This is a genomic window from Desulfosporomusa polytropa, from assembly GCF_055380075.1.
In genome coordinates this window covers 688,977-711,375 of sequence record NZ_AP042400.1, presented here as the reverse complement: position 1 = coordinate 711,375, position 22,399 = coordinate 688,977, and the positions used below count along the sequence as shown (strand labels likewise).

The window sequence follows — 22,399 nt, the reverse complement described above, 5'->3', positions numbered from 1 at the left end:
CCCAAAATAGTAAAGCATAGCTATTTTACAATACGCGGGGTAAGAAAAATCACTACTTCTGTATCGCTATGGGATTTGTTAAAATTTTTAAATAAAGCCCCGATGATTGGTAAATCACTAAAGAAGGGTACTGCCTTTTTAGCTTCACTGTCTGTAGATCCAATTAAACCACCGATTACCATGGTTTCGCCATCTTTTAGCCGTACAGTGGTCTCAACCTGCCGGGTAGTAATCTTATATTGTTTAATATCAGACACCAAGGTTGCACTGCTAACTTCGGTCCGCACATCTACTGTTATTAGTCCGTCAGTGTTAATCCGTGGCGTATAAATCAATTTAATCCCAGCATCTACATACTCGGTACTGGTTGTTGTTGTACCATTAGTCAGAGTTTGAACCTGTACGGGAATACGGTCACCAATAAGTATCTGGGCCTTTTTTCCGTTGACCGTGGCAACTTTAGGTTTGGCAAGAATCTTAGCATCACCATTACTTACCAGCGCATTAATGGTTGCCTGGTAATAAAACTCATACGGATTCCCTTCAGGATTACGCCCAAATTGAATTACACCCTTGTTATTAGTACGATTGGCTGAAATATTTCCATTTTCGTCTATAGTTTGCTCTGAATATTGCGGGGTTGCCTCCCACGCCCATTCAATCCCCAGATTTTTTATTTTATCTTTACTAATGGCCAATACTTCAGCTTCCAACGATACCTGCTGGTAAGGTATATCTAGTTCATCCAATAGATTTTGGATTTTATCCGCCTCCGACTTAGTACCAAACAGAACCAATGAATTTGTTGCATAATCAATCGTCAGGCGGTCTAACTCTGTTGATTTTTCATTGGATGTTTCACCAGAAACTGCTGCCGCACTAGTTGTACTACTTTTTTGTGCGCTAACACTGCTTCCCTCAGTTTTTGTTGCCTTTTCGCCTTTTTTCTCTCCAAATAAAATAGAGCTAATTGTATCTTTAACAGAATCCGGATTGATAAATTTCAACTTAAATATATGTACCGAACCAAATCCTCTGCCGATTTGCTCAGCAACCCCTACAACCATAACATTGTCGACTAATTGGTAGGTAAGACCCTTTGTTTTACAGACTAAATCGAGGGCTGAATCATACGGAATATTCGTAAGCTGAATCGTAATCGTGCCCTTGACCGAATCATCCAGTACCATATTTACCTTACCAACAGTTGCAAGCGCAGTAAGGACATCCCGTACTTCGCCGTTAGTCACATTTATATTCACTTGAGGATTAGCTGCTAAAACACCTGTTACGGAGCAAAAACAGAGCCACAACGCTAACAGCATCGCTTTGTTCAGACAACGCATTGCTTTCACCTTTCTACTGTCAACACTTTTTCACCTTGCGTTCCCCATAACGTAACCGAACTTTCCCCAATTGCTAGTAACTGATACGGCCCTATATACTCTTTAATCTGATAAGAACGGCTATCACCAGCCTTTTTTATTATTGCAACCCTTTGCCCGCCACCAGTCACTATCCCAACAAGCTCAACCGTGATTTCCGGCATTGCAGTCTGGGGCGAAACAGTACTCAAAACACTAGTGTAATTCCTTGCCGGTGGCGATGAAGCAGGAACAGACGTCACTGGTTGGAATTCTTTAGGAACAGCAAACGGGTCACGCATCACTGGTGGTGCCGGATAATCCATTACTGGCTGAGCCACTTCTTGTGAAATAATACTGTGTTGAGAGTTGTCTGGAACACTACCTGAAAACGCGGCCAGCCCCGGCGACCAGAAAAAATAACCTACTACCGCTACTATTAGGCAACCGCTAATGAGTAACCGAGTACTATGTTGCCGGAGATTAAGCCTCACCACAATACTCCTTTCTTTAGAAAGACCGCGGTTATTCACTCGTTAATTCGTATTTTATAGTTATTAATTGCCTGCCGCATGTCCTCAATGCTGTCACCACCAAATTTCTCCAATAGAGACTGGGCTAGAACAATTGCCACCATAGCTTCAGCCACAACGGCTGCCGCATGAACAGCACACACATCACTGCGCTCTGTATTGGCTTTTTTTGCTGTTTTATCAGCTATATCTACAGTAGCAAGCGGCTTCATTAAGGTCGGAATGGCCTTCATGACGGCTTTAAGAATAATTGGCTCACCATTACTAATGCCACCTTCAATACCGCCGGCATTATTGGTACGGCGATGATAGCCTTGCTGGCTATCATAATATATTTCATCATGCGCCTGACTTCCTGGCAAATTGGCATAGGCAAACCCAGCCCCAAATTCAACCCCTTTGATGGCTTGGATCGACATAACCGCAGCCGCCACGCGGGTATCCAGGCGCCGATCCCACTGCACATGACTGCCTACACCTGGCATAACATGGTCAGTCACAACCTCAAAGATGCCTCCTAGGGAATCGCCTGACGTCTTCGCCTTGGCAATCGCATCTATCATTTCTTCCTCAGTTTGCGCACCGCCAATGTTTAAAACACGTGAGGTTATAGTGATACCAACCACAGCCAAAAGCTGCTTGGCAATCGCACCCACCGCCACACGGGCTGCAGTTTCACGAGCACTGGCCCGCTCCAAAATGTCTCGGATATCTTGACGCTGATATTTTAAAACACCAGGTAAATCAGCGTGCCCAGGTCGGGGAGTTGTTATCTTTTCCCCTTGCATCAGCCCAAATACCGCCATTCGATCCTGCCAATTCTCCCAGTCACGATTCGATATAACCATTGTCAACGGACTACCTAATGTACTGCCAAACCGTACCCCCGAAGTTATTTCAGCTTTGTCTTTTTCAATCTTCATGCGCCCGCCGCGGCCGAACCCCTGCTGTCTGCGCGCCATTTCCTCATTAATTTGATCCAAATTTAATGACAAGCCTGCTGGAATACCTTCAATAATAGCGGTAAGCGCCGGTCCGTGGGACTCGCCAGCTGTAAGAAATCTAAACATATATTACACCTCTTTCGAGAGATTTATTTTTTAGCTGGTGAAGCTGAATTTTTTGGTTGCTTTGTTTCTGCATTTTCCTCAGCTACACCAAAGCTGTAGATATTCATAGTGAGTTTGACATCCAGCATTCCCTGTTTAGCCTGGATATTTGTATGACTAATAGTAGTAAATCTTTGGTTGCTTTCAATGGACTTAACAAATTCCAACAGATTAGCAAAGGAACCTCGCAGAAAAATTTCGATGGAGATTTCCCGATAGCTTGCTTTATTAACAGCAGCAAGCGGTTTAATCTCAACAAGCTTCATATCTTTTAGCTTGGATACCTGTTCGATTTCTTTGATAAATTCACCAATTTCCAACTGGTTTGGTAATTTAGCATCCAATTGCGTCAGTTTAAGGTCAAGTTCTTTTAAATGTGCACTGGAATCTGGATGCTGTTTGGCATAGGTTTCAATGACTTTTAGCCTCTGCTGTTCTATTTGGTGCCTAGCAGCAAGCGTGGTCATAGTTGTACGCTGCGGGACAACTATCCCAATATAAAAAAGCAAAGTAAAAAGCAGTGCGCTCCCCCCCAGCAACCATAACTTATACTGGGTTAGTGCCTTACATTTTATTTGTAATTTAACCCGCCAATCCATTCGCCCTATATCCCCTTGAGCTTTACAGTCATCTCAAATTTCGTATAGTTAAATTCACTGTCTTGCTCTGCTTTAATGAGTACCGGTTCTGTTACTAGTTTATCATTCTCCAGGCTATCAAGATAGTTAGCCAAATCAGGGTACGTCATGGCATTACCTTTGACTAAGATACTGTTTTTATCACTGGCGGCAAGTTCTGTAAGCCATATCTGCGGCGGTGTAATTATGCCAAAATGGCTAATCATAGCATACCCCGCCTTACGTTCACCAGTAATGGCAACTAAGGTCTTCTTCTTTTTATCAATAGCCAGCTGTTTGCTAACAGCCAGTTGCATATTGTCCTGAGTAGGACGCAACAGGCTATATTGTTGATGCGTTGCCTCAATATCTTTTTCCAGGGACCAAATAGTATAGCAATTATAGGCAAAAATACTGCCATATAACCCAAACAGCGTTACACCACATAGCAAAACAATTCTTTGGAATGACCACTTTGGCAACCGCTCTGCTAGTGGCAGCAAATTAATGGTTATCATGGCTTACATCCGCGGATAGCCAAACCAATTGACATAGCAAACTGCAAGGCCATGTCCTGTAAATAGTGCTCATCAAGACCTGTGGATGACAGTACAGCAGTTAACGGATTATGCAAAAAAACTTGCACCCCGCCCAGCTTTGCCGCAATATATTGCGGTAAGTTAGCAAGTTTGGCTCCACCCCCGGTAAGATAAAGCCGATCAATGACTACCTCTCTGTTTTGAACCTGGTAATATTCAACCGTGCGCTGCACTTCGCGAGCCAGCTCGTCTACAAGCAAAGCAAGTTGTTGATGCACAATAGGCAGTTGCCCTTCAAAGTCAGGATGTTTTAATTGACAAGTTTGACAATATTTCAAACGTTCCGCCTCAGAATAGTCGAGTCCAAGCGTTCGCATAATTACCTCAGTAAAACTGCACCCGCCAATGGGAATAGACCGACTGACGGCTGGCGAAGCTCCCTGAAACAGCATTAACTGTGATACATGGGTACCAATATCAATGATCATAGCGTTATCCGCATCACGCAGTGTACGGTATATAGCCAATGGTTCAATATCAATAGCAATCGGCTTACAATCAGCCTGTTTGACAACATTGACAAGGGTATTTACCAACTCGTGAAGAGCGGCCACCAGCAACACTTTTATCTCAAGTTCATTGTTTCCTGGCCCAACTACTGCAAAATCATAATAATAACTGCCTGGCTCATAAGGAACATATTTCTCCATATCCCATTTTATAGCTTCTTTGAGTTCTTCCTGCTTCATTAAGGGGAGTATGACCTCCCTAACGAATACCGAACGGCCGCTGACGGCAACAACGACCTCGCGAGAGGCAATACCGCTATTGATAATCAACTGTCGAATAATCTCTGTAAGGGCTGGCGCATTCGTAATATATCCCTCTTCAACAATGTTCTCAGGCAAATCAATCAAACCTACCGCTCGCAGTTCGGTTTTGCCATGACCAAATGCAACTTCCGCTGCTTTGACATAACTTGAACCAATATCAATGCCGACAGCACTAACTGGTTGTTTGATTAACCAGTTAGCCAGCTTGCTTTTAATAGTAACAAACTTATTTGGCATCATGATGTGGCTTACTAGCCACAATCAGAACAGCATGGCTAATGGCTGTAACGATATCAATATTAAATTGTTGCTCCAATGATTTTATTCTAGTAAAGGTTTCGCCCTGAGTGGTCACAACGTACCGGGGTGGCAAAAAATTAAGTGCAAGTGCGGCAATGTCATAACGACATTTTTCACAAGTACAAATATTTCTATGGCTATCCAGCACCTCAGTAAGACTCTGAAAAACTAAATCTTCCATATAATTTTTAACCTGCATAATGATACCTCCCTAATGATAGTTCCAAAAAACAATACTTATTGTCGGAACAATAGTAGCTTTTACTACCACCTTGCGAACAGAATGATTGACAGCACCTTGTGCTTCTATAAGAGTTAGAGTAGATGGAGTACCTGCAATAATTGTCAACCGATATTCCCCATTGCCTTCCTTATATGGATTGATAGGCTTCCAGTTAGGGTTTTTAGATAATTCGACAATAGCATGGCGTGCTCCTGCTTCTGCCAAGTACTGAGCCGCTATACCATCACGATAATTTGCCGCCATATTCACTTCAGTACTGCTCATACTAATAAAGTAGTTCCCTAAAACGCCTAAAACTAGCATAGTAACAAGGGCTACTAGACTGGCTGACCCACTTTGATTTCTACAGCTATTCAAACCACCTTGCATCGGTTTCACCGCCGCGAGGTGTTAGACGCTATTATCGCTGCCTGCATAGTATAAGCAGCATCTGTCTGTTTGTCCTTAATAGTAATCATACTAGTAACTAGTTTTACATATACCAGGTTGCCGTCTTTATCCCGCATTGGTATATCCTGAACATCAAATTGTTTTTTATTGTCTGGATTTTCCCCAACTATGATTGTTCCTTCTGCGCCACCAGTTCCATTGCCTGCAATTGGATCCGCCGCACCGCCATTTACACTGATACACAGTGCCTTGGTAATAGGACTAATGCTAAATTTGATATTCCAACCATCGCCATCCTTTATCACAAGTGTTTCACCGGCATCACTCAAGGATACACTGCTAGCATAGCGCACATGCTGGGACATTCGCTCAATCGCCAGTCGAGCTGTCTGCTGGATTTCAGCTTGCGAACGGCCCAACTGCCAGGCTTTAACAGCAGGCGGAATCATAAGTGCCATGCCAGAAAGCAATATCACAATAATACTCATTCCTACAATTACCTCAACAAGCAGTATACCTCTTTGCTCAAACATATATCTTTGCATAACTATGCCCCTAATTGGCAAACTGCGGCAATTCCCGCAGTACATAAGTAACCATACTAATTTTTTCGGCACCCAACCATTCAACATGCACAGTTACTTTAATAATTCGCTGTTTCGCCGGATACTCTGGGTCAAGTATGCTAAGCTCAGCCTGAGTAGTCCTTGTATAAGTAACATTATTCATAGGAATGGCTTCAGTCGCAAACTGATAAGGAAAACTTACGCTATTCCAAAATAGTTCATCTATTATTTTCATTTGTTCCATTTGTTCTTGAACTAAACTAGTAGCTGTCGTATAGTCTGCCGCCTTCTTAGTAGCACGCAACGACTGAGTGAACATTCCTAGTATACCTACCAGAGCTACAGTAATAATTATCATGGCTACTAGCGCCTCTACTAGCAAAAAACCAGCTTGACTCTTGACTAAATTCATAAAAACCTCCTCAACTACCCCCGCTGCTATCGGTAATTCTTACCCGTCCGGTTACAGGGGCCAACTTGATATACAGAGATTTTCCAGTAACTTTGCTCTTAAGTTCAATTGTTTGTCCGCCTATAAATGGCATTCCATCTAGCCGAAATACTATATCTACCGGATATCCCATCATCTTTACTGAATTGGGCAGATAAACCTTCCGCACGGTTTGCGGTCCGGCAGTAAAATTGTAGCGCGGTTCAGTATCATTAATAAAACGGAGTTTATATGCAGTATTGCCGCCGTTGATTGTCATTTGTTGCAAACCACGGATATCGGCAGCCAGTAACCGTGCTGCTCCGTCCAGTTCATTTTCTGCCACCGTCTGATTCATTCTCGGAATAGCCATAGCTGACAATAGTCCAATAATTGCCATGACGATAATCAGCTCAATTAAAATAAAACCGCATTTTTGTCTATTATTGACAGCCACAACCGATGATTCCCCCAATCCCTACTTGGCAATTGTATGGAAATACCACCAAACAAGCTCACTGCCAAACAACATACTGATAAAAGCACCAGTAGCAATAAACGGCCCAAAGGGTATAAAATCTTTGCGGCCTTTCACTTTGAAAACAAGCAATAACGCGCCCCCGACACCACCAATAAAAAACGATAAAAACAGCGTAACTATGATTAGCTTTACTCCTAACCACAGGCCAAGCACAGCAACAAACTTAATATCACCACCACCCATGCCACCTTTGGTAAGCACGGCAATAATCAGCAGCAACCCGCCGCCAACCAGCGCGGCAATAAGCATATCAGCAATATGCGGATAACCAATATATAAATTTATGGCAACACCAGCTCCAGCAAACCATAGTAACACCTTGTCCAGGATAAGCTGGTAGTCGTAGTCAATACAAGTAATGACGATAAGGAAAACAGTACATATACATACTTTAAGCAATTCTGGTCTCAATCCAACAATCTGTAAACACCATAGAAAAAGGAGTCCAGTAATGAGTTCCACCATGGGATAGCGTGATGAATAGGATTTACCACAGTAGCGACATTTGCCACGCAATAAAAAATAGCTAACTATAGGAATTAACTCCCAGGCTTTGAGTTGAGTATTACAATCTAAACAGTGCGACGGCGGGTTTAGAATTGATTGGTTTCGCGGCAAGCGATAAATGCATACATTGAGGAAGCTGCCAATTATAATACCAAGTACTACGATAATAAGATCAACCATCACAAACTCCTAAACAAAATATAAAATAAACTACTAAACCAAGCTAATAGCAACTAACAATTTTACTACTATTTAGTATTCAAATTACCACACCGGAGTAGTAGTGTCTGCAAATATCTTAGTGCCAGTTGTTATTTCAATATAAGCCCGATAGGTGGGTGAAGTACCCCCGTTATCGAACTTGTATGGTAGCCCCACGGTACCCTTATATGGACTAGGAACATTAGGCATTGTTGCTATAAAATCAGGTACTAGTTTTAGCAACGCATCTGGATATTTACTCTCTTTAGCATAATACATAGAAATAGCACAATCTAATGTTCTCAAATCTGCCTGTATCTTAGCCTTATTCGCTGAATCGGTGGCAGCACCAAACTTGGGTACAGCAATTGCAGTAAGAATGCCAATTATGGCGATAACTACCATTAATTCAACCAATGTAAATCCCTTTTGACTTCTCATCTTATATCTGCTGTTTATAATGATCTTTTCACCCCATTATTAATGTTATCCTGTTTTGTTGAAATTAGTAAGAACATCAAACATAGGCAACATTACGGAAATCACGATAAAACCAATTATTACTCCTAATACGCCAATCAAGATGGGCTCTAACATACTACTCAATCGATTAATCATATCCTCAACATCACTATCGTAAAAGTCAGCGATTTTTTCCAGCATTTTATCCAATTCACCCGTTTCTTCGCCAATAGCCACCATCTGTACCACCATAGGAGTAAAAACATTGCTGGCTCCTAATGGTGCCGCCAGACCCCGACCTTCACGGATACTAGCTTGCGCCGTAGTCAACGCTCTTGTCATACTGAGATTGCCTGCAGTCTTTTTTACCACTTCGATAGCAGCAATAATCGGTACTCCACCCCGCACGAGCGTAGAAAGTGTACGGCTAAAGCGAGCAATTGCCACCTTGCGCCCTAGCAAACCAAATATTGGTAAAACAAACAGCAATTGATCCATAACTAATCGGTTCTTGGGTTGGCGTACTAACAATACTAATCCATAGCCACCCACTGCTAGTATGACTACCAACCATATACCATAGTTAGTAAGCAGACCGCTTAGTGCCAAGAGAATACGTGTTGGCAACGGCACTTCTATATTCATATTCTCAAACATTTTCATAAAAGTTGGCAAAACAAACATCAAGATAAAACTAACAGATAGTAGCGCCATACTGATAACCACTGCCGGATACACCATGGCTGATTTAACACGCTCATTTAGTTTATGCTCTTTTTCGAAGTGAGTTGTCAGTCTGCACAGAACCTCATCAAGCACACCGCCAACTTCTCCGGCTTCTACCATGTTTATCATAATCTCAGGAAAAACAGCAGGGTACTCATTCATTGCCTTTGATAATGGTTCACCTTCCTGTACCTTTTTATAAATGACCTGCAATGCGGCTTTGAGTTTTGGGTTGTAGGTTTGTTCAATTAAGATACTTAAGCAGGTTACCAGTGATAGCCCCGCATCCACCATTGTTGAAAACAGCCGACAAAACACGGCCAACTCCTTAATACTTACCCGCTGCAGGCTAGTTAGCAGCGTACAGAAGGAGCTTGCCGATTTTTGCACTTTAATCTGTGTAACGAAATACCCTTTATCCCGAATATAAGCAGCTACTGCGGCTTCGCTTTCAGCCATGATAGTACCTGACAGCAATTGACCGGTGTAAGCCCTGGCTTTATAGCTATATGTTTTTGCCACCTATGGACCCACCTCGCTGTTTACTAAATCACACTTAATCGTTTGCCAAACGGACAAAGGTTTCCTGATCCATAGCCCGTGCCAGCGCCTCCTCATAGGTCACAATTCCCTTCCGGTATAGATCACGCAGCGACATATCCATTGCCTGCATCCCGGCCTTGGCACCTGTCTGAACAACCGATATCAATTGATGGGTCTTGCCTTCGCGGATTAGATTGCGCACCGCAGGTGTTGCTATTAGTACCTCCAGCGCGGCAACCCGGCCTGAGTCATCACGGCGTGGTAATAGCTGTTGTGCCACAATGCCCTGGAGTGTAAGTGACAATTGAATCCGGATTTGCTGCTGCTGGTAAAGCGGAAAAGCGTCAATAATCCGGTCAATGGTCTGAGCAGTGTCACTAGTATGTAATGTGGCAAACACCAGATGACCCGTTTCGGCAGCTGTTATTGCAATACCTATTGTCTCTGCATCGCGCATCTCACCCACTAGAATCACATCTGGATCTTCCCTAAGCGCGGCTCTAAGCGCATTGGCAAATGATCTGGTATCAACGTGAATCTCGCGTTGATTAACAATACTTTTTTTATGTTTATGTAGATATTCAATAGGATCCTCTAAGGTAATGATGTGACAGGCCCGCTCAATGTTAATTAAATCAAGCATGGCTGCCATCGTAGTTGATTTACCACTGCCAGTAGGTCCGGTAATAAGCACCAGTCCTCGCGGCTTGCGGGCTAACGTCTTCAGTACTTCGGGATGACCAAGCTGCCCTAATGTCGGTATCTGCTCATTCACCACCCGGATAGCTATAGCATTTAAACCCCGTTGTCGGAAAACGTTAACCCGAAAACGACTCAACCCGGCGATAGCATAGGAAAAATCAAGCTCGCCAAACTGTTGAAATTTCTCTTTCTGTTCAACATTCGTGATGGCCGAAACCATTGCTTCCGTATCTTGATAATCAAGTACCGAATATTGGGTAGCAGTCAAAATGCCTCTTATACGAAAAAGCGGTGAAATCCCTACAGTAAGATGAACATCCGAAGCGTTTACCGCTACAGCTTCTTCTAACAAATTTTCTATATTCATCCTATGTTGCCCCTTATCCTGTTCCATTGTAGGCAACCCTCATAACCTCTGATACGGTTGTAAATCCGTTACATGCCTTAGCATTACCATCCTGACGCATTGTTTTCATCCCTTCTCCAATAGCAATCGTTGCTAGTACATCACTAGATACCCGTTGGTTAATAGCCTCACGCACCGCCGGACTGACAGTCATAACCTCCTGGATGGCCATCCGGCCAAAATAGCCGGTGTGACTGCAGCGCGAACAACCCGTTCCCCGATACAAGACAATTTCTCGTACAGAATCGACTCCTAAAAACTGCCGTTCCGGCGAGTCAGCCTCAGGCACATACTGTTGCTTGCACTCTGGGCATATTACCCGAACCAGACGTTGAGCAACAATTCCCAGCAGTGAAGAGGCTACCAGAAAAGGTTCAATTCCCATATCAATTAACCTGGTAGCTGCTCCAGGTGCATCATTGGTATGCAGTGTGCTAAATACCAAGTGACCGGTAAGCGCAGCACGGACAGCAATATCGGCTGTCTCGGTATCCCTGATCTCACCGACCATCACTACATTGGGATCTTGTCGTAAAATGGAGCGCAAGCCATTGGCAAAATTCAAGCCTGCCTTATGGTTTACTTGTACCTGATTAACACCGTCTAGTCGGTATTCAACCGGGTCTTCAACAGTGATAACATTTTTGCTGGGAATACTGATTTGGGTCAACGTTGAATACAGAGTTGTAGTCTTGCCTGAGCCAGTAGGTCCGGTTATGAGCAGCATGCCATAGGCTTGAGAATACAGCCTGCGATATAATGTTAAATTGCCGGAAACAAAGCCCAGTCCCTGAATATCTAAAATGATCGATTTTTTGTCAAGTATCCGCAAAACAACTTTTTCACCAGTTATAGTCGGCAATGTTGATACCCTCAGATCAATGTCCCGGCCAGATTCGTGTACCTTTATCCGCCCGTCCTGTGGTAACCTCTTTTCGGCAATATCCATTTCGCTCATAATTTTTATCCGGGAAATAATGGCTGCATGGGTGTGACGCGGGAAAGTAACAACTTCTCTTAGCACACCGTCTACCCTAAACCGGACTCTAAGTGACTTCTCCTGTGGTTCAATATGAATATCGCTGGCGCGTTCTTTGATAGCCTGACTGATGATGGAGTTAACGATGCTAACTACTGGCGCATCGTCGGTCAAGGGAGCTTCAGCAATACTACCAGCGGCTTCCTCTACTTTCAATTTGTTGACAGCCTTCTCAACTAACTCCTGCACACCATAAGACTGATTGATGGCCCGAATAATCGCACCTTCGGCGGCGATTACTGGTTCAATTTCGCAGCCAGATACCATCCGAACATCATCAATAGCAAAAAAATTAGTGGGATCAACCATGGCCAGTGTTAATTTCCGACCATCTTTCTTAATAGGAATAACCTGGTAGCGCTCAGCTAGGGAACTCGGTATAGTTGCAGCTATTTCGCGAGAAACCTCCATAGCCGCCATGTCAACATATGGCACACCAAACTGGACTTCCAGTACTTCAATCATATTGCTTTCAGTAATATAGCCCAAATTAATAAGTACTTTCTCTAACCGTTCACCAGTCTTTTTTTGAACGCTTACTGCCTTCTCTAGTTGTTCCTGCCTGAGAATTCCAGCTTCGATCAAGAATTCACCTAAGTGTTTGCAATTATTTAACATGGTGTACACACCTCAAATAGATATAAAAAAGCAACCGGCATAGCAAAACATAACCTATTTTGCGGATGGACGGTTGCACTACTTGATCTGACTAGACTACGTATCTCACTTTATATCCTTATATATTTACCAAATTTTACATTTATTGTTTTATATTGAGTATATTCGCATTACAAACAAAAATTCCTGCCTAATAAATACAATTTTTTAATAAAATCCATACAAATTTTCATTAATTTTAATTATTAATTTTTAACCCTGCCAGCAACGCCTGGCGCATTACCTGCTTAGGTGCTTTGCAACCTGTCCACAGTTCAAATGCCAGCGCTCCTTGCTCAATCAGCATACCGTTCCCACCAACTACCGTATGCCCCCGGCGAGCACCCTCGGCCATAAAGCTAGTTACTGGTGGATTATATACTAAATCGGAAACCACCGCTGATTGCTGCAGGAGATTCCACTGTATTGGCGGTTGACTGGCAATATCCGGATGCATCCCCAAGGAGGTTGCATTGACCACAAGGTTAGCCTTAGACACCGCTGCAGTAAATTCCTTATTTTTCCAGACAACACCATTTACTGGTATAACTCCGGAAAATAACTGCGCAATACTATCAGCCTTGTTTTTATCTCGGGCACTGATGGTTATTGATGCAATCTTGGCACCGACTAACCCAGCGACTACCGCTCGCGCAGCACCACCTGCCCCAAGAATAACGGCCGACTTGCCAGTTACACTAATTCCGGCCTGTTCCAGGGAGCAAATATAGCCACCAGCATCGGTGTTATAGCCAATTAATCTGTCTTCTTTAACTACTATCGTATTAACAGCGCCAACCAACTGGGCACTGCTATCAATTTCATCTAAATAATCCATTATAGCCACTTTGTGCGGAATAGTGACGTTCACTCCTGCAAACCCCAATGCTCTAAGCCCTGCTACCGCTTGCGCCAACAATTCCGGCGGCGTAGGCAACGGCAAATAAACATAATCTAAATTACTAGCAGCAAAGGCCGCGTTATGCATCGCTGGTGATAATGAATGCCCCAGCGGCCAGCCTAACAATCCTACTTTTTGGGTTTTGGCAGTTATATCCATAGAACAGAACTCCTTCACTCTTAAATACACTAGGAATGCTGCATGCGCTAGAGCCGCCCAGTGGCTTTTAATAAATGCACTGCTAACTTCTCCAATTCACGGGTAATTTTTGTGCCAATAAATTCTTTAGTCGTTAATGGCTTAACCCAAATAGTAAACATACCGAGACGGTTACCACCTAAGATATCCGTAAACAGTTGATCACCCACAACCGCCACTGTATCTGGGCTTAATCCCATAGCCTGAGCCGCTTGACGAAAGCCACTACGCGAGGGTTTTAGGGCCCAGGCCACAAATGGGGCGCCGCATTGTGCCGCTATTTTTCTTACTCGTTCTTTTCCATTATTAGACACCAAACACAATTTAAAACCCTGTGCAGCTAAGTGATTCAACCACATCAACACTTCCGGACAAATTTCTGAGCTGTTCCAAGGAATTATGGTATTATCAAGATCAAATGCTATCCCGCGAATACCGCGCTGCTTTAATTCAGTAAGCTTAATGTCATACAATGTATTTACCACCATACAGGGCACTAATAGTTTGAGCAATTTTTCCTCCCATACACTACTTTCAATTATCAAAATTATAGCATGACAGCAACAAAAACAAAAGAGACTGCCACGTTGACCAGAGAATGGTCAGCTGCGAAGAGTGCTAGCAACTAGCACCGCAGGCTTGACCTATCGTTGAAAGGTAGGAATAAGTGGGAAAGCCGCCCCCACCGGAGCGGCCAAAACAACAGTCTACATAGTATGTTCGCTAAAATCCACCCACGCAAAGGTAGACATAATTAATTAATATAATTACCGATATAAAATGTAATAGCTTGACATAGCAATGCTAAGCCGTTCCTTTTCCTCCAAATTACTTAAAGCTATATCCGAGTTTTCTAAACACTCTAAGCAGGCTTTTGTTTTTGTTTCTTCTTGATTTTCCACATTTCTTCACTCCTTCTGCATTTGCAAACTATATATATTATGTTTCTTACTATTTAGGTTTATCCATGTATCAACGATCGCTCTTAGATGTAGTATCACCGGCCGACAGCGTCTTCCCTAACTTGGTAATAGCATGTTTTTTTATTCTACTGACATAGCTGCGAGAAATCCCCAAAATTTTGGCAATATCGCGCTGGGTTTTGCGCCTGCCGTCAGGTAATCCAAAACGCATTCAAGCACCCATTTTTCCCGTGCTGTCAGACGATGGATTTCACGGGTCAACCGTTCTTGTTCACACAGACTTTCCACTGCTTCACCCACGACATCAGGAGCTGTGCCCAGCACATCAATTAAAGTTATCTCATTAGTACATACTATTTATCTGTAATTTATGGTTTTTATTTTCATGTTATAATAGATATATGTTCGCTTCTTTACTACGCAATATATAGATAAAGGATTCTACATTAATATAAAGAATTGTTTAAAGAGGAGGAATGTTCTAATGAAAAAATTTTTACTTATGATTATTTTTACCATGTTAACCAACGTATGTTTTGCAGAAGATCTATACACTGTTACGGAAAATGGATTTGCTAAATATCTTCACACAGATTCACTCGTAGCAAAAGTAATATCTAAAACTGAACAAGACTCGTCTTTCGAAATGACGTATACCTTAATCTGCATACCAGATGAACCAACTTTAGCTAAATTAAGGAGCCAAACTTTCGACAATACTATTTCTTTTGAAAAACAAACTTACACTTTTAAATGCTCGTTTAACAAACAAAGCAATCATTGGAACCCTGATGGCTCAATTTGGATAAACAAAGATGAATTTTGGGGGAATTCCCCGGAAAGATGCTTGTATGAATCACATGGCAATATGCCAGCCGGAGCCTATTACGGGGACAGTCCTGAAGCAATTTTTAATAAAGACGTAGTTGTCGCTGCTTACAATTATGTTATTTCGCATAAATTAATACAATATTATTAATCAATGTTGCACCCCACCATAACTTACGATAGATTGTGAGATAGTAGCAGAAAAGCGCCCCACAGGACGCTCATGATTTAACCTTCAAACTCTAAATATCTTCTTAAATAAGGCAGCTCAACAGGTGAATACAAATAGGTAATCCCATTATTCTCCTGTTTAATTGTTACTAAAATTAAGGGGTAGGAGTCACACTCTTCACCAGGCAGACCAGAAATGTAAACTTGTCCATCACCTTCCCATGCTGTATATTTTCGAAAAAGCACCTTGGCGGCTTCTATTTTATCCAGTAGCTCATTCTTTATATCTGGAATATCGTCTTCGCCAAACTCTTTTTTTATGTCTGCATTTGCTTGTTCTACTGTTTTAAATGGGAAAAACCAGTCAGTTGGTGCTAATTGATATATATAAGTTTTTGTCATTCTATAGTCTCCTTCCACCTTTTTCGCAATATAATTCGGCAAACGGCATTAAATTCCTGCCCTAAATGTCTATAAAATTTACAAAGCCGCCAGTAACTTGGAGCACTGGCGGCTTTGTCATAACTCGCTTTATTTTTGCATGAAAACCTAATGGTTCAATTTTGTTTCATTACATTTTTCAAAATTTCCTGGAAAGAAGTTTGGGATACTTTCTTTCTTGATCCTTCCTTAGGTGTTGAACCTTCTTTGTAGTTGTAGTTCGGAATAGCTTGAATTACGGCTACTTTTAAATCCATATTATTCGCCCTCCTTGGCTCATAACTTGTCTTATTACTATATTATCGTCATTATTCCTTAATGTCTTAAGACTAAAGTCCTATGTTATGATTCAAAAGTCCTATGTTTATTATCATGCTAACACCGAAAAGCTACCATGGAGACCTATGTCATTGAGTTTATTATCGATCTTGCCATGTCTTAAATCTTCTGATTTTACTCAACAATCCTTTTGCATCTCCATCGAAGGTTAGCGCCCGATCATCGACATACACAATGGCCGGTGGCTTATGAGCGAGTACCTCATCAACAGTGATATTATACTTTTCTAACCATTTCTTAATGGCATCTAGACCACCCTCCTGGAAGCAGCGAGTCGAAACTACAACAACTTTATAGTGCTTTCGAATATCTTCGATAGCTTCTTTGATCCCCTCTACCGGTGGATCGGGTATTACATCTACCCCTTTCCACTTACTTGTATAGCTGTGAATAACTCCGTCAAAATCCAGTACAACAGTTTTAGCCATTATAATCACCTCAACTCATATACTTCCCATTTGCTTAACTTATCCACCTTTGTTTGGCATTTAATTTTTAGGATAAACTATCACTAGGAGGTGATAGCTATTTCTCTATATAAACAAGATATAAAAGAAAATTCAAAGAAAGTTACTTTCGGCGATCCAAAGTATAATTCAAATCGTGATAGCGCTAAGGAAACGAATAGCCAAAATAAACCGTTATTACCGGATAAATGATACAAAGCTTTACTAACTGGCTAGAGTGACATTGCTGGTGGTTCCTATTTTTCAGTTTTTACCTGATGAATATAAACTTCACTTGGAAATACTACTATCGGCGGTGATTTTCTTGAAAAATTCTACTGAGCATAGCAAAAAATTCGAGCGTAAGACTCATGTCATTTCAAGTTTAAACGGTAAAGATACCCCCCCTGAAATTAAGAAAAATATCTATATAAATCAAGAAGAAGCGCCCCAGTAAATATAACAGTCACAGAGCCAGAGTAATTGTAAAAACAGTTCTCTGGCTCTTCTCATCACCACCTGCGCCTGCAAACTTCTTTATTGCACAATACTGTCCAAATAGTTCTATAGCAATCGCTACTTAGGTGTAATATTGCCTGCCGACAGCGTCTTCCCTAACTTGGTAATAGCATGTTTTTCTATTCTCGCATAACGGCTCATATTCTACCCATTTTCAGCAAGTCCACCGCCGTTGCCCGAAAGGAAGTCATCCGGCGGCAATTCAATACCGCCACTGTCATCAGAGCCAAATAGATACACATGAACATTCTCGCCGTCCCAAACCACCTTTTTCACAAAGGTGCGTAAGGCGGCGCGTTTTTGTTCGACGCTCATATCGTCTATCGTATCCCTAAAGGTTGTGAGCACTGACGTATAATATCAAATTCAATATTAGAAAGCGCATGACTGGCTGTAAGGCTCTCCATTTCAGAAATACGGCTTTTCATTATTTCACCCTTGCCGTGCAGTTCGTCAATTTGTTTAACAATATACCTCTCGGCTGCTGTACCCGCCGCTTTAGAGAGTGACGATACCAGCGCCGCAATCTCTTTTTCATTCTCCGCAAGCACACCGCGCAGACGATCTAAATTATCGTCATATTCTTCACGATTGCCTTCCAGTTGTTTTTTGCCGAGTTCAAGCTGACGGATAAATTCTGAACTATCTGCGCCAAGTCTTTTTATTTCTTCACACACGACTCGATCAAGCATATTTCCATTAGCGTTCTTCATCAGGCAGACATGAGAACGGCTCTTTTCTTTCATGGCGCAAAATTAAGAATAAATAAACTCTCCTTGAGCATCCATCCGTTTGCTCTGTTTAGGACGCATATAGTCACCGCAGGTGCAAAATAAAAGACCTGAAAGAAGGGCAATGTTGCTTCTGGGTTTACGAAAGGACTTCGACCGATTCTGTTCTAAATATTCCTGTACCTGAATCCATTCCGTACCTTTAATCATACCAGTGTGCTTCCCCACAGCCACAATCTATTCGTCCATTGGTCGTATTTGGTTAGCCTTACCGGATTTTTGAATGGTGCGGTTGTAGGCCATAACTCCATGCGTGCTATCAAAATCTTCTTTTGCAGCAAACAAATCTACCTCGTTTTCGATTAGGTAATTATAAGCGTCCTCGTCAGCAATCATATATACAGGATTGGTAAGGATATTACGGAGAGCAAAGCGGGTAAACAGTTTCTTGTTTTTCATTTTATAACCGTTTTGGATAAAGTAAGTTTCCGTTTTCGTCAATGAATTTGTTTCCACGAACACTCTGTAAATCTCTTTAACGATTTCTGCTTCTTCGGGAATGAGTTTTAGCTTACAGGCTTTTTTTTGTTTTCCCGTCTATTGTTACATTCTCCACTTGTTCAGAACTGGCGGGATTATTAACCGCCTCGAGTATATGGCTATTACCCAAAATTGCTGTAAACCTATCTCCTTCTGGCATTTATCATCAATACGGTCAAACCTCAATTGTAAGTAAACAAAACGTCCCATTGTATCCATTTCCAAATCACAGGAAACAGCAGAACCGTCACCTTGTATCCTTGCAGATGTAACGTTAATAATGGAAGCCTGTGGCTGGCGGATGAAATGCTCGACAAACATCATCGACAGATGTGTGGGAGCCTCAAAGTTTGCTGCAATTTCCTGGTGGCAGTAACTCCATTCCAGGCCAGTACCCAGCAAATTTATTCGCTGCTGGATTCCGGCATTGTTAATTAATACATTCACCGCCGGAAAAGTGCCTGTAACCCAGTTATATAATTCTCTTCTGCTTAACTCGTCGGCAATATCGCAAACTTTCGTATGCACACCAGGATATCTTTCCTTAACTTCCATCAACTGGTCTGGTCTTCTGCCGCAAATGATCACTTGGTTCCCAGCTTCTAAGAATCGTTTAGTTAAACCCAGACCAATTCCAGAAGCTCCTCCTGTTATCAAAATCGTATTTCCTGTAAGGCGCATAGGTAAACCGCCTTTGCTTGCATCACATTTTTAATTATTGCTCATTTTCTAAGGCTGAGATTATCTTTTGCTTTGCATTGTCCTATGAATAAAGGATACAAAATCATTTGGTCTTCGGCCCAGTATCCACGTCAGAACATTTGGACTACCAGCAAATCCATGTTCATTATAATGATGAAACATCGTTAATAAAGTATTAATTTGATAGTCTCCTAATCCATGCTTTTTCAATTGTGCAGCCCACAGTTCAACTGGAGTTGTTTGAGCTTTGACTTCACGTCCAAAATTCTTTTTAAACGCGGCTAACATATCAGCCATAGATAAATTTTCAGATCCACATAGTTCATAAGTGGCGCCCGTATGACCTGGCTTGGTGAGAATTATAGAAGCAGCCTCTGCCAAATCTTCTAAGTCAACCATACAAATGCGTGTTTCTTTTGACGTAAAAAATCTCTGCTCAAATATACCTTCTTCACTAAGCAACTTCCAACCTTCAAGTATATTCTGCATTAATATTGCAGGTTGAATAATGGTGTATGGTATACCTGAATTCACCACTATTTCCTCTACCCTAAGTTTTTTCTGATGATGCGGTAAATCCTGAAGTACGGAATGAAGCACCGAATGGTACACGAAATGCTCTATTTGGGCAGAACGAGCAGCGTTTATTGCTATTTGTCCTATCCAAACTTCCTCAGGATTCACGGCAGAGCAAATGTGATATGCGGCCCGAATTCCTTTAAATGCTTCATTTGTTGCCTCTTGATTCATCATGTCTCCTGCAACCACTTCCTGTACACCCAAGGATTTAAGTCCCTGAATATGTTCAGCTTTATGAACAAAAGCCCGAACTTCCTCTCCTTTAGATAATAAATTCCGAATTATTGCTCGACCTGTTTGCCCATTGGCTCCCGTTATAAGAATCATAATCCAACGCCCCCTTAATATTGCTAATACCGATGGCCTATCTGTAAAACGCCACTCCAATTTGGAATGGCGTTTTTCGTATTATATACCGCATCCTTAAACGGATAACCGCTTTCACTCCATTCAGGTCTATCCATATTTTACTTAGCCTTATGGAAATTACGTTGCAAAGGTTATACTATTTTTTCATTCTCGCAACTACCTTATGCCACAAGTGCTTTTCCATGAAACTTCCTGCAACGTTTTTTTCCATATCTAAAAACATTGCATACGGCACAGAAAACGAAAACATGTCAGGATCGACCATGGGGCGCACTGTAATATCGGTCAAACCTACCACTGCTCTCGGATTTTCCTTTTGAGCTTCGGCGTAGGGAATAAGAAAAGCAGACTGACATCCTGAACTTTGAGGAATCACAACGTTTTCATTTCCCGGTCTGTAATAGTTAGCAAGTACTGTAAGTGCTGACATCTGGTCATTATTAACATAAAACACAATAAGCTCCAGATTTTCTTTGGTAGTATCAACTTGTGACATTGGTTTTAAAATTACGTACTGATAAGGAATATCTGTTATTGGCAGGCATTCAACAAATTCTTTACCTAGCTCTGAGTTTTTTATATAACCCTCCCCTTCAATTTCACCTTTACCAGTTGATAGAAATTCCTCAATTCCACCTGGAAACTGTGGCATAGGTTTAGGATACTGACCAAACCCTAAGCCTACTTTTCCGCCAGGACAGACTGTTGTTTTACGCTCAAAAACTGCCGTCTTACCTTTTGCAGCAGCAATAAATAGTGGAATTATGCAACTCCAACGATCTCCCTTGCTCTGAAGTGCTCCTTCAGGTTTTTCATTGCTAAACAAGACAGCTACCGGTTCATAACGCAAACTCAATTCTTTAACTAAACGGCTTTCCATATTATTTTCCTCCATCTCGTTTTGTAATTAACATGGCTCCACGAATATCACTTGTTTGGGGTCGGGTGCTATTGGGCAAGCAGGTTCATCATGAGCTTTACCGGATGGTTTACTCGCCTCTGTCCGATAGTAGTTTCGTTCCGTTACCTATGTTATCAAAATCATTCTCTTTAATTACGGTAACAAAACTCTGTTGAGGGATATTAAGTATTTCGCTGCCTTTGTAACAAATTCTTTGACAAGTTTGGCCTTTTGTTCTCTCGTAATTTTAGGGCCGTCAAGGGTAATTACTGGCATCGCTTTTCACCTCCTTTCATAATAATTTCAACTTGATTAGCACCCAAACCAATCTTAAGGTATAAGCATTCTCTAAATTAACAACAGTCTAAAGTACACAGGGACAACAATCATCTTAATAGTGATAATTGTAGTTGTCATGGCAACTACAATTGTAAAAAAATATTTTACTCTATTTTTTAGAACTAATTTCTCTCTAAAATGCTCTGCCAGTCATGCTTTATTCCGCTTACTTTTTCCTGCCTCACTACAGTCCTGGTAAAAATAAAAGGCCTTAAGAAATTACAGACACAGCCATGGTTGTCAAGACAACCACAATCGCAAAAAACAGTTAATTTATATTATCATATATTTGATTTAGCAGTTTCTTCAATTCTGCTATTTTATGTTCTTCCATTCCCCTTGTTGCTTTTTTTATAAGTTGGTTAGCCTTGGGAATTAATTGCTCACGCAATGCCCATCCCTTGTCAGTCAAAAATATTTGAAACGCTCTCTTATCCACTGGATGAGAATTTCGAACAACTAACCCCTTTGTTATTAGCTTCTCCAAAATGCGATTCGTGTTCGGTTTATCTTTACAGGTCAAATCTGACAGTTCTTTAGGGGTAATACCTTCTTGTTCCCATAAACAGCATAATATAGCCCATTGCTCTGGCGTAATATCATATTCCTTGAATCGTTGAAACAATTCATTTTTTAGTTTTGCATTAGCTTTACTTAGTATAAACCCTAATGAATCATCCAATTTAAATCTCATTCATATCACCCTAATATAATTGTCTTGACAACTATATTATATGGCATAAATTAACTACTTGTCAATCAC

General features: G+C 41.6%; 34 protein-coding genes. 2 read left to right on the top strand and 32 right to left on the bottom strand.

Features of this window, described 5'->3' with window-relative positions; all coding sequences use genetic code 11:
* Positions 1-20 precede the first annotated feature (20 nt).
* The 21 genes from ACZ449_RS05040 to ACZ449_RS04940 form a co-directional block, all read right to left on the bottom strand.
* Entirely contained in the window at positions 21-1,346 is a 1,326-nt protein-coding gene (locus ACZ449_RS05040) for a type II secretion system protein GspD (RefSeq protein WP_464259971.1), read from the bottom strand.
* 5 nt (positions 1,347-1,351) lie between these two features.
* Entirely contained in the window at positions 1,352-1,858 is a 507-nt protein-coding gene (locus ACZ449_RS05035; RefSeq protein WP_464259970.1) for a hypothetical protein, read from the bottom strand.
* Positions 1,859-1,893: 35 nt separating this feature from the next.
* Positions 1,894-2,967 carry a chorismate synthase gene (locus ACZ449_RS05030; protein ID WP_464259969.1) on the bottom strand — a complete coding sequence of 358 codons (1,074 nt, stop codon included), beginning with the start codon at positions 2,965-2,967 and terminating at the stop codon, positions 1,894-1,896.
* A 23-nt stretch (positions 2,968-2,990) separates the two neighbouring features.
* Positions 2,991-3,605, bottom strand: coding sequence for a type IV pilus inner membrane component PilO (locus ACZ449_RS05025; RefSeq protein WP_464259968.1), 615 nt, complete (start codon positions 3,603-3,605; stop codon positions 2,991-2,993).
* 5 nt (positions 3,606-3,610) lie between these two features.
* On the bottom strand, positions 3,611-4,141 hold the full coding sequence (locus tag ACZ449_RS05020; RefSeq protein ID WP_464259967.1) for a PilN domain-containing protein: 531 nt from the start codon (positions 4,139-4,141) through the stop codon (positions 3,611-3,613).
* Positions 4,138-5,235, bottom strand: coding sequence for a type IV pilus assembly protein PilM (pilM, locus tag ACZ449_RS05015; protein WP_464259966.1), 1,098 nt, complete (start codon positions 5,233-5,235; stop codon positions 4,138-4,140). Before pilM ends, ACZ449_RS05020 begins: the two co-directional genes overlap by 4 nt.
* Positions 5,222-5,494, bottom strand: coding sequence for a late competence development ComFB family protein (locus tag ACZ449_RS05010; RefSeq protein ID WP_464259965.1), 273 nt, complete (start codon positions 5,492-5,494; stop codon positions 5,222-5,224). Before ACZ449_RS05010 ends, pilM begins: the two co-directional genes overlap by 14 nt.
* Positions 5,495-5,506: 12 nt before the next feature.
* Complete coding sequence (locus ACZ449_RS05005) at positions 5,507-5,908, bottom strand: pilus assembly PilX family protein (protein ID WP_464259964.1); 402 nt, start codon at positions 5,906-5,908, stop codon at positions 5,507-5,509.
* Between the two features lie 5 nt (positions 5,909-5,913).
* Entirely contained in the window at positions 5,914-6,474 is a 561-nt protein-coding gene (locus tag ACZ449_RS05000; RefSeq protein ID WP_464259963.1) for a PilW family protein, read from the bottom strand.
* Between the two features lie 10 nt (positions 6,475-6,484).
* Positions 6,485-6,907 (bottom strand): type IV pilus modification PilV family protein, encoded by a 423-nt coding sequence (locus tag ACZ449_RS04995; protein WP_464259962.1) that lies wholly within the window; start codon positions 6,905-6,907, stop codon positions 6,485-6,487.
* 10 nt (positions 6,908-6,917) lie between these two features.
* Positions 6,918-7,382 carry a pilus assembly FimT family protein gene (locus tag ACZ449_RS04990; RefSeq protein WP_464259961.1) on the bottom strand — a complete coding sequence of 155 codons (465 nt, stop codon included), beginning with the start codon at positions 7,380-7,382 and terminating at the stop codon, positions 6,918-6,920.
* Between the two features lie 21 nt (positions 7,383-7,403).
* A complete protein-coding gene (locus tag ACZ449_RS04985) occupies positions 7,404-8,153 on the bottom strand; it encodes a prepilin peptidase (RefSeq protein ID WP_464259960.1) in 750 nt (249 codons plus the stop codon).
* Positions 8,154-8,237: 84 nt separating this feature from the next.
* Positions 8,238-8,615, bottom strand: coding sequence for a type II secretion system protein (locus ACZ449_RS04980; protein ID WP_464259959.1), 378 nt, complete (start codon positions 8,613-8,615; stop codon positions 8,238-8,240).
* Positions 8,616-8,660: 45 nt separating this feature from the next.
* Positions 8,661-9,884, bottom strand: coding sequence for a type II secretion system F family protein (locus ACZ449_RS04975; RefSeq protein WP_464259958.1), 1,224 nt, complete (start codon positions 9,882-9,884; stop codon positions 8,661-8,663).
* A gap of 34 nt (positions 9,885-9,918) precedes the next feature.
* Entirely contained in the window at positions 9,919-10,974 is a 1,056-nt protein-coding gene (locus ACZ449_RS04970) for a type IV pilus twitching motility protein PilT (RefSeq protein ID WP_464259957.1), read from the bottom strand.
* Between the two features lie 13 nt (positions 10,975-10,987).
* A complete protein-coding gene (locus tag ACZ449_RS04965) occupies positions 10,988-12,670 on the bottom strand; it encodes a GspE/PulE family protein (RefSeq protein ID WP_464259956.1) in 1,683 nt (560 codons plus the stop codon).
* 238 nt (positions 12,671-12,908) lie between these two features.
* Entirely contained in the window at positions 12,909-13,769 is an 861-nt protein-coding gene (locus ACZ449_RS04960; RefSeq protein WP_464259955.1) for a shikimate dehydrogenase, read from the bottom strand.
* 47 nt (positions 13,770-13,816) lie between these two features.
* Positions 13,817-14,320, bottom strand: coding sequence for a YqeG family HAD IIIA-type phosphatase (locus ACZ449_RS04955; protein ID WP_464259954.1), 504 nt, complete (start codon positions 14,318-14,320; stop codon positions 13,817-13,819).
* Positions 14,321-14,575: 255 nt separating this feature from the next.
* Complete coding sequence (locus tag ACZ449_RS04950) at positions 14,576-14,710, bottom strand: hypothetical protein (protein WP_464259953.1); 135 nt, start codon at positions 14,708-14,710, stop codon at positions 14,576-14,578.
* A 70-nt stretch (positions 14,711-14,780) separates the two neighbouring features.
* Positions 14,781-14,897: a hypothetical protein gene (locus tag ACZ449_RS04945; RefSeq protein WP_464261812.1), complete on the bottom strand. Its 117-nt coding sequence runs from the start codon at positions 14,895-14,897 to the stop codon at positions 14,781-14,783.
* Positions 14,852-15,055 (bottom strand): hypothetical protein, encoded by a 204-nt coding sequence (locus ACZ449_RS04940; protein WP_464261964.1) that lies wholly within the window; start codon positions 15,053-15,055, stop codon positions 14,852-14,854. Before ACZ449_RS04940 ends, ACZ449_RS04945 begins: the two co-directional genes overlap by 46 nt.
* 160 nt (positions 15,056-15,215) lie before the next feature.
* On the opposite strand from ACZ449_RS04940, the gene ACZ449_RS04935 reads away from it, so the two are divergent.
* Positions 15,216-15,710: a hypothetical protein gene (locus ACZ449_RS04935; protein WP_464259952.1), complete on the top strand. Its 495-nt coding sequence runs from the start codon at positions 15,216-15,218 to the stop codon at positions 15,708-15,710.
* A 77-nt stretch (positions 15,711-15,787) separates the two neighbouring features.
* Here ACZ449_RS04935 and ACZ449_RS04930 read toward each other — a convergent pair whose 3' ends face one another.
* From ACZ449_RS04930 to ACZ449_RS04920, 3 genes are all read right to left on the bottom strand, one after another.
* Positions 15,788-16,132: a hypothetical protein gene (locus tag ACZ449_RS04930; protein ID WP_464259951.1), complete on the bottom strand. Its 345-nt coding sequence runs from the start codon at positions 16,130-16,132 to the stop codon at positions 15,788-15,790.
* Between the two features lie 155 nt (positions 16,133-16,287).
* Positions 16,288-16,428, bottom strand: coding sequence for a hypothetical protein (locus tag ACZ449_RS04925; protein ID WP_464259950.1), 141 nt, complete (start codon positions 16,426-16,428; stop codon positions 16,288-16,290).
* Positions 16,429-16,590: 162 nt separating this feature from the next.
* Positions 16,591-16,938, bottom strand: a complete 348-nt coding sequence (locus tag ACZ449_RS04920) for a hypothetical protein (RefSeq protein ID WP_464261811.1) — start codon at positions 16,936-16,938, stop codon at positions 16,591-16,593.
* A 256-nt stretch (positions 16,939-17,194) separates the two neighbouring features.
* Between ACZ449_RS04920 and ACZ449_RS04915 the strand changes: the two genes are divergently transcribed.
* Entirely contained in the window at positions 17,195-17,413 is a 219-nt protein-coding gene (locus ACZ449_RS04915; protein ID WP_464259949.1) for a hypothetical protein, read from the top strand.
* A 206-nt stretch (positions 17,414-17,619) separates the two neighbouring features.
* Here the strand turns inward: ACZ449_RS04915 and ACZ449_RS04910 are convergent, their stop codons facing one another.
* From ACZ449_RS04910 to ACZ449_RS04875, 8 genes are all read right to left on the bottom strand, one after another.
* Entirely contained in the window at positions 17,620-17,790 is a 171-nt protein-coding gene (locus ACZ449_RS04910; RefSeq protein ID WP_464259948.1) for a hypothetical protein, read from the bottom strand.
* Between the two features lie 5 nt (positions 17,791-17,795).
* On the bottom strand, positions 17,796-18,167 hold the full coding sequence (locus ACZ449_RS04905) for a hypothetical protein (protein WP_464259947.1): 372 nt from the start codon (positions 18,165-18,167) through the stop codon (positions 17,796-17,798).
* 276 nt (positions 18,168-18,443) lie between these two features.
* Entirely contained in the window at positions 18,444-18,767 is a 324-nt protein-coding gene (locus ACZ449_RS04900; protein WP_464261810.1) for a recombinase family protein, read from the bottom strand.
* Between the two features lie 42 nt (positions 18,768-18,809).
* A complete protein-coding gene (locus ACZ449_RS04895) occupies positions 18,810-19,427 on the bottom strand; it encodes an SDR family NAD(P)-dependent oxidoreductase (RefSeq protein WP_464259946.1) in 618 nt (205 codons plus the stop codon).
* 60 nt (positions 19,428-19,487) lie between these two features.
* Positions 19,488-20,354 carry an SDR family oxidoreductase gene (locus ACZ449_RS04890; protein ID WP_464259945.1) on the bottom strand — a complete coding sequence of 289 codons (867 nt, stop codon included), beginning with the start codon at positions 20,352-20,354 and terminating at the stop codon, positions 19,488-19,490.
* A gap of 178 nt (positions 20,355-20,532) precedes the next feature.
* Positions 20,533-21,276, bottom strand: a complete 744-nt coding sequence (locus ACZ449_RS04885; protein ID WP_464259944.1) for a DUF169 domain-containing protein — start codon at positions 21,274-21,276, stop codon at positions 20,533-20,535.
* Between the two features lie 174 nt (positions 21,277-21,450).
* On the bottom strand, positions 21,451-21,573 hold the full coding sequence (locus tag ACZ449_RS04880) for a hypothetical protein (RefSeq protein WP_464259943.1): 123 nt from the start codon (positions 21,571-21,573) through the stop codon (positions 21,451-21,453).
* 331 nt (positions 21,574-21,904) lie between these two features.
* On the bottom strand, positions 21,905-22,330 hold the full coding sequence (locus ACZ449_RS04875; protein WP_464259942.1) for a MarR family winged helix-turn-helix transcriptional regulator: 426 nt from the start codon (positions 22,328-22,330) through the stop codon (positions 21,905-21,907).
* Positions 22,331-22,399 lie beyond the last annotated feature (69 nt).

What these genes read in the sequence shown, in the direction of transcription:
- ACZ449_RS05040 (WP_464259971.1), bottom strand. Translation starts at nt 1,346, where the DNA reads ATGCGTTGTCTGAACAAAGCGATGCTGTTAGCGTTGTGGCTCTGTTTT.
- ACZ449_RS05030 (WP_464259969.1), bottom strand. Translation starts at nt 2,967, where the DNA reads ATGTTTAGATTTCTTACAGCTGGCGAGTCCCACGGACCGGCGCTTACC.
- ACZ449_RS05025 (WP_464259968.1), bottom strand. Translation starts at nt 3,605, where the DNA reads ATGGATTGGCGGGTTAAATTACAAATAAAATGTAAGGCACTAACCCAG.
- ACZ449_RS05020 (WP_464259967.1), bottom strand. Translation starts at nt 4,141, where the DNA reads ATGATAACCATTAATTTGCTGCCACTAGCAGAGCGGTTGCCAAAGTGG.
- pilM (WP_464259966.1), bottom strand. Translation starts at nt 5,235, where the DNA reads ATGATGCCAAATAAGTTTGTTACTATTAAAAGCAAGCTGGCTAACTGG.
- ACZ449_RS05010 (WP_464259965.1), bottom strand. Translation starts at nt 5,494, where the DNA reads ATGCAGGTTAAAAATTATATGGAAGATTTAGTTTTTCAGAGTCTTACT.
- ACZ449_RS05005 (WP_464259964.1), bottom strand. Translation starts at nt 5,908, where the DNA reads ATGCAAGGTGGTTTGAATAGCTGTAGAAATCAAAGTGGGTCAGCCAGT.
- ACZ449_RS05000 (WP_464259963.1), bottom strand. Translation starts at nt 6,474, where the DNA reads ATGCAAAGATATATGTTTGAGCAAAGAGGTATACTGCTTGTTGAGGTA.
- ACZ449_RS04995 (WP_464259962.1), bottom strand. Translation starts at nt 6,907, where the DNA reads ATGAATTTAGTCAAGAGTCAAGCTGGTTTTTTGCTAGTAGAGGCGCTA.
- ACZ449_RS04985 (WP_464259960.1), bottom strand. Translation starts at nt 8,153, where the DNA reads ATGGTTGATCTTATTATCGTAGTACTTGGTATTATAATTGGCAGCTTC.
- ACZ449_RS04980 (WP_464259959.1), bottom strand. Translation starts at nt 8,615, where the DNA reads ATGAGAAGTCAAAAGGGATTTACATTGGTTGAATTAATGGTAGTTATC.
- ACZ449_RS04970 (WP_464259957.1), bottom strand. Translation starts at nt 10,974, where the DNA reads ATGAATATAGAAAATTTGTTAGAAGAAGCTGTAGCGGTAAACGCTTCG.
- ACZ449_RS04965 (WP_464259956.1), bottom strand. Translation starts at nt 12,670, where the DNA reads ATGTTAAATAATTGCAAACACTTAGGTGAATTCTTGATCGAAGCTGGA.
- ACZ449_RS04960 (WP_464259955.1), bottom strand. Translation starts at nt 13,769, where the DNA reads ATGGATATAACTGCCAAAACCCAAAAAGTAGGATTGTTAGGCTGGCCG.
- ACZ449_RS04935 (WP_464259952.1), top strand. Translation starts at nt 15,216, where the DNA reads ATGAAAAAATTTTTACTTATGATTATTTTTACCATGTTAACCAACGTA.
- ACZ449_RS04930 (WP_464259951.1), bottom strand. Translation starts at nt 16,132, where the DNA reads ATGACAAAAACTTATATATATCAATTAGCACCAACTGACTGGTTTTTC.
- ACZ449_RS04925 (WP_464259950.1), bottom strand. Translation starts at nt 16,428, where the DNA reads ATGGATTTAAAAGTAGCCGTAATTCAAGCTATTCCGAACTACAACTAC.
- ACZ449_RS04920 (WP_464261811.1), bottom strand. Translation starts at nt 16,938, where the DNA reads ATGGCTAAAACTGTTGTACTGGATTTTGACGGAGTTATTCACAGCTAT.
- ACZ449_RS04910 (WP_464259948.1), bottom strand. Translation starts at nt 17,790, where the DNA reads ATGAGCGTCGAACAAAAACGCGCCGCCTTACGCACCTTTGTGAAAAAG.
- ACZ449_RS04905 (WP_464259947.1), bottom strand. Translation starts at nt 18,167, where the DNA reads ATGCTTGATCGAGTCGTGTGTGAAGAAATAAAAAGACTTGGCGCAGAT.
- ACZ449_RS04895 (WP_464259946.1), bottom strand. Translation starts at nt 19,427, where the DNA reads ATGCGCCTTACAGGAAATACGATTTTGATAACAGGAGGAGCTTCTGGA.
- ACZ449_RS04890 (WP_464259945.1), bottom strand. Translation starts at nt 20,354, where the DNA reads ATGATTCTTATAACGGGAGCCAATGGGCAAACAGGTCGAGCAATAATT.
- ACZ449_RS04885 (WP_464259944.1), bottom strand. Translation starts at nt 21,276, where the DNA reads ATGGAAAGCCGTTTAGTTAAAGAATTGAGTTTGCGTTATGAACCGGTA.
- ACZ449_RS04880 (WP_464259943.1), bottom strand. Translation starts at nt 21,573, where the DNA reads ATGCCAGTAATTACCCTTGACGGCCCTAAAATTACGAGAGAACAAAAG.
- ACZ449_RS04875 (WP_464259942.1), bottom strand. Translation starts at nt 22,330, where the DNA reads ATGAGATTTAAATTGGATGATTCATTAGGGTTTATACTAAGTAAAGCT.